This window comes from Streptococcus sp. ST14 (assembly GCF_046098195.1).
GTDB lineage: Bacteria > Bacillota > Bacilli > Lactobacillales > Streptococcaceae > Streptococcus.
Genome location: NZ_JBJUSF010000044.1, coordinates 1 through 9,689 on the forward strand (window position 1 = coordinate 1; position 9,689 = coordinate 9,689).

The window sequence follows — 9,689 nt, forward strand, 5'->3', positions numbered from 1 at the left end:
TACCAGGGGAGTCTCAGCAACCATCATTTTTGAACAGTGATAGCACTTGAAACGGCGTTTTCTAAGGAGAATTCTAGTAGGCATACCAGTTGTTTCGAGGTAAGGGATCTTAGATGGTTTTTGAAAGTCATATTTCTTCATTAGACTTCCACAATCAGGGCAAGATGGAGCCTCATAATCCAGCTTAGCGATAATTTCTTTGTGGGTATCCATATTGATGATATCTAGAATCTTGATGTTTGGGTCTTTAATATCGAGCAGTTTTGTGATAAAATGTAATTGTTCCATATGATTCTTTCTAATGAGTTGTTTTGTCGCTTTTCATTATAGGTCATATGGGACTTTTTTTCTACACAAAAATAAGCTCCATAATATCCATAGGGGATTTACCCACTACAAATATTATAGAGCCCAAAAATGCTCTGAAACACTGATTTCAAAGCATTTTTTGTTAGTTTAAAATTACTCCCATTCTTCTTTTCCAAACGTACAATATATCCAAAACCATTCAAAATACTAGATTCTATTTTTTATAATATCACTAAATCCACCTAATTATAGGACGTTTTCAGATTTTTAGTCCCGTCCCAGTCCCAGTACCGGAGAAATATTGTTTTAATATAATATCTCTTTTTGTCTTCTAAGCTCTTAAAAGCAAAAGAACAAGTAAAGAGTCAAGACAAGGATAAAAAGTCCATATTAGGGCAAATAAAAAGCTTTAAGACAGATGACAAATCTAAGTCAAATAAGAAAGACCATAGCAAAGGTGCAGAGAGATAAATATTGGCGGTCTTCGGACTGCCTTTATTTTTTTATCCATTTTTCAAATCAAATTTATTCAGACATATATGCATATACACTTAAATTCATACAAAAAATGACTTGTAAAAAATTACTTTATTCACAGTAATCGAATTTTAACTTGTGATGTTTGCAAGCTAAACTTCGAACCTCACTAGGAAGTTTTCCCTTGTATCTTTTGTAATAAATAGAAAATTTGCTATGGGATGTGTATCCAACGGATTCAGCAATTTCCTTTATAGCTAGTTCGGTATTTAAGAGAAGAGTTTCAGCTACATTCATTCTTTTTCTTTGGGTGTATTCTGTAATGCTCTGACCATATTTTTCTTTGAACAAATTTTTTAATTTTGTTCCGCTCATTTTAGATATTTTTTCAAGGGTTTCTTGATTTACATTCATGGCGAAATGATCATCTAAGAATCTTGCGACATCTTCAAGTGCTTTGTTATCATCAGACTCAATTTTACATTTCTTCCTATTTAAGTAGGTATCTATTACAATACTTACCCATTCATTTGCTTTGGCTTTAAAGAAGAAATCAGCGGCAGGAGCGTCCATCTTACAATTTAATATTTCCATTGCCACTTTTTCTGAGGCTTTTGTAAGTATAATTTGATTAGTTTGAAGTAAAGCCCTATAAAAAGATTCTGGATCAATATTAATGGATGTTAAGTGTTTTTCCAAAAGTTCTCTTTTAAAGCCAATAGAAACAGCAAGATAGTAGCAGTTCTCATGTAATAAAAACACAAAATCATCTCTTATATTATCAAAATCAAGAGTACATAAAGAGTTTGCAGTCAAGGTTTGATAAGGACTAAATCTCTCGCCATTTGCACTGACAATGTAGCTTGTATATATTGAAACATAGTCTGCCATACTATAAGTGCTATTTTGAATTATTTCTTCTTTGGTATAAAAATCATGGATATCAATAATAAATCCATCTCCTTCATAAAACCAATATAGACCTTCTGCATAAGTAAAATCTTTTTTGTTCCAACAAAAAGTATGTCCCGCACTTGAATACTTCTTATTATTTTTACATTCTTCTACTTTCATATAATCTTTTACAAAATCATAGTAACTCATAATTCACATATCCCTTTTAGACAATATTCCAATTAGCCTTTTTAATTCAAAACTATTGTATTAGTAATTATAATCGATGTATAATAAAAAAGCAATGATAGTTATTATCGATTAAGCAAATTCATATCTAAAAGGAATAATAAAAGAAAGGAGATAATATTATGAAGATTTACAAAAAGCTATTTGCTTATGTACAGGATAAAAAATATCTTGGCTTTTTAGCTATAGTTTTTTCTGCTATATCTGCTCTACTTACGGTATATGGATATTATTTAATCTACAAATTTCTAGATAAGTTAATAATTAATTCAAATTTATCTGGTGCAGAGAGCATAGCATTAAAATCTGTTATTACACTAACAAGTGGAGCGATATTTTATTTTGTCTCAGGACTGTTTTCACATATCTTGGGATTCAGGCTTGAAACAAATTTAAGAAAAAGGGGAATCGATGGTCTGGAAAAAGCAAGTTTTAGGTTCTTTGACTTAAATCCCTCTGGTCAGATAAGAAAGATCATAGATGATAATGCAGCACAAACTCATCAGGTTGTAGCTCACATGATTCCAGATAGCTCTCAGGCAATAGTTACACCCGTACTTGTCCTTGTACTTGGCTTTATAGTAAGTATAAGGGTTGGTATAACTTTGCTTGCTCTTACTATAATTGGCGGCTTAATTTTAGGGGCGATGATGGGCGAGCAAGAATTTATGAAGATATACCAAGAGGCCCTATCTAAACTAAGTGCTGAAACTGTTGAATACGTTAGAGGAATGCAAGTTGTAAAAATATTTAAAGCAAATGTAGAGTCTTTTAAAAGCTTTTATAAGGCGATAAAAGATTACTCAAAGTATGCTTATGATTATTCCCTATCTTGTAAAAAGCCTTATGTTTTGTATCAATGGTTATTTTTTGGACTGATTGCAATTTTAATTATTCCTATAGTTTATTTTATGACAAGCTTAGGTAGCGCAAAGGTGATTTTACTTGAGCTTATCATGATTATATTTTTATCAGGAGTTCTCTTTGTTTCATTCACGAGAATAATGTGGTACTCCATGTATATTTCTCAAGGGAATTATGCAGTAGATACTTTAGAGGCGCTTTACGAAGATATGCAAAAAGACAAATTAGTGCATGGTAATGTCAATAATTTTAAAAACTATAATATAGACTTTGACAATGTAAGCTTTGCTTATAATGATAAAGCTGTCATTGAAAATTTATCCTTTAATTTAGAAGAAGGAAAGTCCTACGCACTTGTCGGTTCATCTGGATCAGGCAAATCAACAGTAGCAAAACTTATATCAGGTTTTTACAATGTTAATGAAGGAAGCATAAAGATAGGCGGGATAGCAATAAGTGAATATTCTGATGAAGCCTTAATTAAAGCCGTTTCCTTTGTTTTTCAAGATTCAAAATTATTCAAGAAGAGCATTTATGATAATGTTGCTTTAGCTAATAAAGATGCGACGAAAGATGACGTTATGAGAGCCTTAAAATTAGCAGGATGTGATTTAATATTAGACAAATTCCCAGAAAGAGAAAATACAATCATAGGCTCAAAAGGTGTTTATTTATCCGGTGGAGAAAAACAAAGAATTGCAATTGCTAGAGCAATTTTAAAGGATTCCAAAATTATTATTATGGATGAAGCATCAGCATCTATTGACCCAGATAACGAGTTTGAATTGCAAAAAGCTTTCAAAAATCTTATGAAGGATAAAACAGTTATCATGATTGCACACAGACTATCTACAATTAAAGACCTTGATGAAATTATTGTTATGGATAGTGGAAAAATTATAGAAAGAGGGTCTGACAAAGAATTAATGTCAAAAGATACAAGGTATAAGAGCCTGCAAGAGATGTTTAACAGTGCGAATGAATGGAGGGTTTCAAATGAAAGAGTTTTATAAAAAAAGATTTGCTCTTACAGATAAAGGAGCAAGAAATTTAAGTAAAGCAACACTGGCTACATTTTTCGTTTATTGTATAAACATGCTTCCTGCCATATTACTTATGATTTTTGCTCAGGAAGTTTTGGAAAATATGGGCAAAAGCAATGGCTTTTATATAGTATTCTCAGTTTTGACTTTGATAGCAATGTATATTTTGCTTTCTATCGAATACGATAAATTATATAACACAACCTATCAAGAAAGTGCAGATTTAAGAATAAGGACAGCGGAGAATTTATCAAAATTACCTCTATCTTACTTTTCTAAACATGACATTTCCGACATTTCACAAACAATCATGGCTGATATTGCAGGCATAGAGCATGCAATGAGCCACGCAATACCAAAGGTGGGCGGCATGGTACTGTTTTTCCCATTAATGTCTGTAATGATGCTAGCGGGCAATGTCAAGATGGGTTTAGCTGTAATTATTCCATCTATTTTAAGCTTTATATTTATACCTTTATCTAAAAAATATCAGGTTAATAGACAGAATAGACATTATGATGTCTTAAGAAAAAACTCAGAAAGCTTTCAAGAAAATATCGAAATGCAAATGGAGATTAAAGCATATAATTTATCGAAGGATATTAAAGATGATTTATATAAAAAAATGGAAGATAGTGAGAGAGTACACTTAAAGTACGAAGTAACTACAATTTTAACTTTGTCTATATCTTCAATATTTAGCTTTATATCTCTTGCTGTTGTGATATTTGTCGGCGTAAATCTAATTATTAATAAAGAGATAAATTCTCTCTACCTTATAGGATATTTACTAGCTGCTATGAAGATAAAAGACGCTTTAGATGCATCTAAAGCGGGCTTGATGGAAATATTTTATTTAACGCCAAAAATTGAAAGATTAAAAGAAATTCAAAATCAAGATTTACAAGAAGGCGATGACTATAGCTTAAAAAAATTTGATATTGATCTAAAAGATGTTGAATTTGCTTACAAGAAAGACGTAAAAGTTTTAAATGGTGTAAGCTTTAAAGCTAAGCAGGGAGAGGTCACTGCTTTGGTAGGAGCAAGCGGCTGCGGCAAAACAACCATCTTGAAACTTATATCAAGACTTTATGATTATGACAAGGGACAAATCTTAATAGATGGCAAGGATATAAAAGAAATATCAACAGAATCCCTTTTTGATAAGGTATCAATAGTTTTCCAAGATGTGGTTCTCTTTAATCAAAGCGTTATGGAAAATATTAGGCTTGGTAAGCAAGATGCAAGTGACGAAGAAGTTAAAAGAGCAGCAAAACTTGCAAACTGCACAGATTTTATAGAAAAAATGGATAAGGGTTTCGATACAGTTATTGGTGAGAACGGAGCTGAGCTATCAGGCGGAGAAAGACAAAGATTATCAATAGCCAGAGCCTTCTTAAAAGATACACCGATATTGATCTTAGATGAGATAGCAGCAAGCCTTGACGTTGACAACGAGAAAAAAATTCAAGAGTCTTTAAATAATTTAATTAAAGATAAGACTGTTGTCATCATTTCACACAGAATGAAATCCATAGAAAATGCTGACAAGATAGTAGTTCTTGAAAACGGAAAAGTAGAAAGTGAAGGCAACCATGAGGAGCTTTTACAAAAATCAAAAGTTTACAAAAATTTAATAGAAAAGACAAAAATGGCAGAAGAATTTATTTATTAGGAGGAAAAAATGGATAATAAAAAATTAAAAGTAAAAGATTTAGTAAGTATCGGTGTTTTTGGCGTAATTTATTTTGCCCTCATGTTTGGAGTTGGTATGATGGGCTTGATTCCAATATTGTTCTTAATATACCCAACAGTTTTGGGTATAATTGCAGGAACTGTTGTTATGTTATTTATGGCTAAGGTTCAAAAGCCATGGGCACTATTTATATTCGGTATGATATCACCACTTGTGATGTTTGCTATGGGACATACTTATGTATTGCCATTATTTTCATTGATAGTAATGATGGTTGCAGAATTAATTAGAAAGATTGGTAATTATAATTCATTTAAATATAATATGCTTTCTTATGCAGTATTTTGTACGTGGATTTGTGGATCATTAATGCAAATGCTTTTAGCTAAAGAAAAATATATTGAATTATTTATGATGATGGGAAAAGATTATGTTGATGCAATGGAAAAACTAATAACATATCCTCACATGGCCTTAGTAGCCTTAGGTGCTTTTCTAGGAGGAATAATTGGAGCATATATAGGCAAGGCTCTATTGAAAAAACACTTTGAAAAAGCAGGCATTGTATAATGCCTACCTTTTCTTCAAATGCTCCCTTTAATCCCAATCCAATAAGTAAGATATTAGTAGTATTTCTTACAGGATTAACTATTGCGCATAGCATAAACATCCGTTTTGAGCTAGCAATTGCTTGTATTATTGGTATTTTGTTTTATTTAAATGGATACAAAAAAACACTTTTTAAATGGATAATTTTATGCACAATATTATATGCTTTACCTAATTTTATGGTGCTATCTAATATAAATCCAATAATTAAGATGTTTTTAAGCTTATTTATTATCTTCAGAATGTTTTTATTGCCATTTATGGCAGCTAGCTTCATGATAAAGACCTCTGATGTAGGTGCAATAATTTCATCAATGGATAAGCTTAAAATTCCAAAAAATCTTTCCATACCTATTGCGGTTATGTTTAGATTCTTCCCATCTTTTAAAGAGGAGAAGAAAAATATCAAAATGGCTATGAGAGTAAGGGGTATAAATTTTAAAAACCCAATCAAATATCTTGAATATGTTTCAGTGCCACTACTTATTATATCTTCAAACATTGCAGATGACATTGCAAAAGCAGCAGAAACAAAGGCAATAGAAAATCCAATCGCCAAGACTAGATATATTCGAGCAAAGATACAGCTAATTGATTTTGTTTATGTATTAGCAGTTGCTGGACTTATTGTGGGAGGCTTAATATGGTTGAAATAAAAAATTTAAGTCTTGATTATGGCGAAGTGCATATATTGGATGATATATCACTATCAATAGCCGAGGGAGAGTGTGTGCTATTTACAGGAAAAAGCGGAAGCGGTAAGTCATCTTTAATAAATTCTATCAATGGCTTAGCTGTAAGATATGATAACGCAAAGATCAAGGGTGAAATATTTATTGATGGTAAAAATATAAAAGCTTTGGAACTTTATCAAATTTCGATGCTTGTCTCAACTATTTTTCAAAATCCTAAGACATATTTTTTCAATATAAATACGACATTAGAATTATTGTTTTATTTAGAAAATATTGGACTTGCAAGAGAAGAGATGGACAGGCGTTTGAAGGATATGCTTGAGATATTCCCGATAAAAAATCTTTTGAACAGAAATATATTTAATCTATCCGGCGGTGAAAAACAAATTCTTTGCATTGCAGCTTCTTATATAGCAGGTACAAAGATTATAGTTATGGATGAGTCTTCATCGAATTTAGATATTAAAAGCATAAGTGTTTTGGCAAAGATGCTAAAGATATTAAAAGAGAAAGGCATAAGCATAATTGTTGCAGAGCATAGAATTTATTATTTGATGGACATAGTTGACCGTGTATTTTTAATAGATAAAGGAAAGCTTAAAAAAACTTATACTAGAAGTGAATTTTTAAAGCTAGATAAAAATGAATTAAATGCTTTAAGTTTAAGAGATAAAGAATTAAGTAAATTAAAAGTTCCTTATTTAAAAGAAGGTGGAGAGTATCAGATAAAAAATCTTAGCTACAAATTTACTGATGATGAGTGTTTAAGCTTAAAAGATATTTCATTCAAGCTTGGGAAAATTTATGGCATAATAGGATCCAACGGACGAGGAAAATCAACGCTTTTAAGATGTTTAATAGGTCTTGAGAAAAAATCAAAAGAAGAAATTTATTTTAAGGGAGAGAAGCTATCTAAAAAAGAAAGACTCAAAAACTCTTCACTTGTTATGCAAGATGTAAATCATCAATTATTCACAGATGAGGTATTCAACGAGCTTAGATTAGGAATAAAGAATTTTGATGAAGAAAAGGCGAAAATCATTTTAAAAGATTTAGGCCTGGACGAATTTATTGAAAGGCATCCGATGAGTTTATCAGGAGGGCAAAAGCAAAGGCTTGCAATAGCATCTGTTATGTGCAAGACTTCTCCATTTATCTTTTTTGACGAACCTTCAAGTGGTATGGATTATTCCAATATGATAAAAATATCTGAACTGATTAATAAGTATAAAACCATGGATAAAATAATTTTTATTGTTTCCCATGATATAGAATTTTTAAATGAAGTGGCAGATGAAATTTTTGAATTATAAAATAGAGTCTGTTAAACATGTCTATAGAACTGGTAAATTGTCTAAAAATTTAAAAGATACTAACACATATTGATATTTATTAGAAAATTAACTTCAGGATTTTTACAGTATTTATAAACTTTATAATATGTATTTATAGTATAAATAATTTCCATATCTTTAGGGAAATTATTTATTTACTTACCATAATTAAAGAGATGAGAGATAAATATCGGCAGTCTTCGGACTGCCTTTATTTTTTTACTTAATTTAATGCAGTAAATCATACGATTGAAAGGAATCTGCGTTATATGCTATAATTAGGTAGTTAATCTATACATTTAGAAAGGTAAAATATAGAATTGGAGAATGATATGGGATTTTCATATAATAAATTGTAACCGCCCAATAACGAAGTCTATTGAAAAATCTCCAGACTAGAGAACTCACGGATAGTTCCTAATCTGGAGATTTCTTATTTGCACTTTTCTTGTACAACTTTAGTCCATGGTAAATAAGCCTCTAAAACCTCTTTGTTTACGAGAGTTTCCTCGTTTGGAAGACATTCTAGAAGATAGGATAGATATTTCTCACTATTTAGTTGATGACGTTTAGCTGTTTCCAATAAGTTCATAATAATAGCTCTTGCTTTAGCTCCTTCAAAACTTTGAGAAAACAACCAATTTTTACGTCCCATAACCAATGATTTAATGGCGCGTTCAGCTAGATTATTGGAAAGGACCAGATGTCCGTCTTTTAAAATAGTCTTAAAGGTTTCTTTATACTTGAGGCTGTATTCAATTGCCCTTCCTAGTTTTGAACCTGCTAAAACTGACTGACGACGGCACCAAGCAAAGAAGTCTTCCATTAGGGGTTGGAGCTCTTCTTGACGTTTCTGTAGTCGTTCATCAGCTGACAATGTCCTCCCAGTCTCTTTCCAAGGCAAATAACTGATCACAATAAGCTAAACCTTTAGCTCCTAACGATGATTTATCCGCTTGCTGCGGTTCGTAGTTTACCAAGCTTAGCGTCGCCTTGCTCCTAAACCTTGGACTGCTATCGCATAGGCAGAACTAGAGGACTAAAGTCCTAAGTTACTGCCGCAACATATCACAATGCACATAGCCAGAATAATCTCCTAGGAATTCTGGCTCTATAATATTTGTAGTGGGTAAATCCACTATAGATATTATGGAGCCTATTTTATTGTAGAAAAAAAGTCCCATAAGATCTATAATGAAAAGCGATCAAACAACTCATTAGAAAGATTCATATGGGACAATTACATTTTATCACAAAACTACTCGATATCAAAGACACAAATATCCAAATTATAGATGTCGTCAATAGGGATTCACACAAAGAAATCATCGCCAAACTGGACTACGACGCCCCATCTTGCCCTGATTGTGGAAGTCTAATGAAGAAATATGACTTTCAAAAACCGTCTAAGATCCCTTACCTCGAAACAACTGGTATGCCTACTAGAATTCTCCTTAGAAAACGCCGTTTCAAGTGCTATCACTGTTCAAAAATGATGGTTGCTGAGACTCCCCTGGTA

Annotated in this window: 8 protein-coding genes and 1 pseudogene; 6 read left to right on the top strand and 3 right to left on the bottom strand. The window is 31.7% G+C overall.

Annotated features, from left to right (window positions below; all coding sequences use genetic code 11):
- Nucleotides 1–288 (bottom strand): transposase family protein (locus ACIY19_RS10440; protein WP_409003362.1); only part of this gene is annotated, 288 nt, incomplete at its 3' end.
- Nucleotides 289–897: 609 nt separating this feature from the next.
- Nucleotides 898–1,890 carry an AraC family transcriptional regulator gene (locus ACIY19_RS10445; protein ID WP_077862399.1) on the bottom strand — a complete coding sequence of 331 codons (993 nt, stop codon included), beginning with the start codon at nucleotides 1,888–1,890 and terminating at the stop codon, nucleotides 898–900.
- Between the two features lie 161 nt (nucleotides 1,891–2,051).
- On the opposite strand from ACIY19_RS10445, the gene ACIY19_RS10450 reads away from it, so the two are divergent.
- The 5 genes from ACIY19_RS10450 to ACIY19_RS10470 are packed head-to-tail and all read left to right on the top strand — an operon-like array spanning nucleotide 2,052 to nucleotide 8,149.
- On the top strand, nucleotides 2,052–3,806 hold the full coding sequence (locus ACIY19_RS10450; RefSeq protein WP_005399341.1) for an ABC transporter ATP-binding protein: 1,755 nt from the start codon (nucleotides 2,052–2,054) through the stop codon (nucleotides 3,804–3,806).
- Nucleotides 3,790–5,511, top strand: a complete 1,722-nt coding sequence (locus ACIY19_RS10455; RefSeq protein WP_409003363.1) for an ABC transporter ATP-binding protein — start codon at nucleotides 3,790–3,792, stop codon at nucleotides 5,509–5,511. Before ACIY19_RS10450 ends, ACIY19_RS10455 begins: the two co-directional genes overlap by 17 nt.
- A gap of 9 nt (nucleotides 5,512–5,520) precedes the next feature.
- A complete protein-coding gene (locus tag ACIY19_RS10460; RefSeq protein WP_409003364.1) occupies nucleotides 5,521–6,102 on the top strand; it encodes an MptD family putative ECF transporter S component in 582 nt (193 codons plus the stop codon).
- Nucleotides 6,102–6,797, top strand: a complete 696-nt coding sequence (locus ACIY19_RS10465) for an energy-coupling factor transporter transmembrane component T family protein (RefSeq protein ID WP_409003365.1) — start codon at nucleotides 6,102–6,104, stop codon at nucleotides 6,795–6,797. Before ACIY19_RS10460 ends, ACIY19_RS10465 begins: the two co-directional genes overlap by 1 nt.
- On the top strand, nucleotides 6,785–8,149 hold the full coding sequence (locus ACIY19_RS10470; protein ID WP_409003366.1) for an ABC transporter ATP-binding protein: 1,365 nt from the start codon (nucleotides 6,785–6,787) through the stop codon (nucleotides 8,147–8,149). Before ACIY19_RS10465 ends, ACIY19_RS10470 begins: the two co-directional genes overlap by 13 nt.
- Nucleotides 8,150–8,603: 454 nt before the next feature.
- Here the strand turns inward: ACIY19_RS10470 and ACIY19_RS10475 are convergent.
- Nucleotides 8,604–9,135 (bottom strand): annotated as a pseudogene (locus ACIY19_RS10475) (IS66 family transposase); the annotation flags it as partial.
- A 266-nt stretch (nucleotides 9,136–9,401) separates the two neighbouring features.
- Between ACIY19_RS10475 and ACIY19_RS10480 the strand changes: the two are divergent.
- Nucleotides 9,402–9,689, top strand: a 288-nt coding sequence (locus tag ACIY19_RS10480; protein ID WP_409003367.1) for a transposase family protein, incomplete at its 3' end; no start/stop codon positions are given.

Excerpts from the sequence above, each read along its gene's own strand:
- ACIY19_RS10470 (WP_409003366.1), top strand. The coding sequence starts at position 6,785 with ATGGTTGAAATAAAAAATTTAAGTCTTGATTATGGCGAAGTGCATATA.
- ACIY19_RS10465 (WP_409003365.1), top strand. The coding sequence starts at position 6,102 with ATGCCTACCTTTTCTTCAAATGCTCCCTTTAATCCCAATCCAATAAGT.
- ACIY19_RS10460 (WP_409003364.1), top strand. The coding sequence starts at position 5,521 with ATGGATAATAAAAAATTAAAAGTAAAAGATTTAGTAAGTATCGGTGTT.
- ACIY19_RS10450 (WP_005399341.1), top strand. The coding sequence starts at position 2,052 with ATGAAGATTTACAAAAAGCTATTTGCTTATGTACAGGATAAAAAATAT.
- ACIY19_RS10455 (WP_409003363.1), top strand. The coding sequence starts at position 3,790 with ATGAAAGAGTTTTATAAAAAAAGATTTGCTCTTACAGATAAAGGAGCA.
- ACIY19_RS10445 (WP_077862399.1), bottom strand. The coding sequence starts at position 1,890 with ATGAGTTACTATGATTTTGTAAAAGATTATATGAAAGTAGAAGAATGT.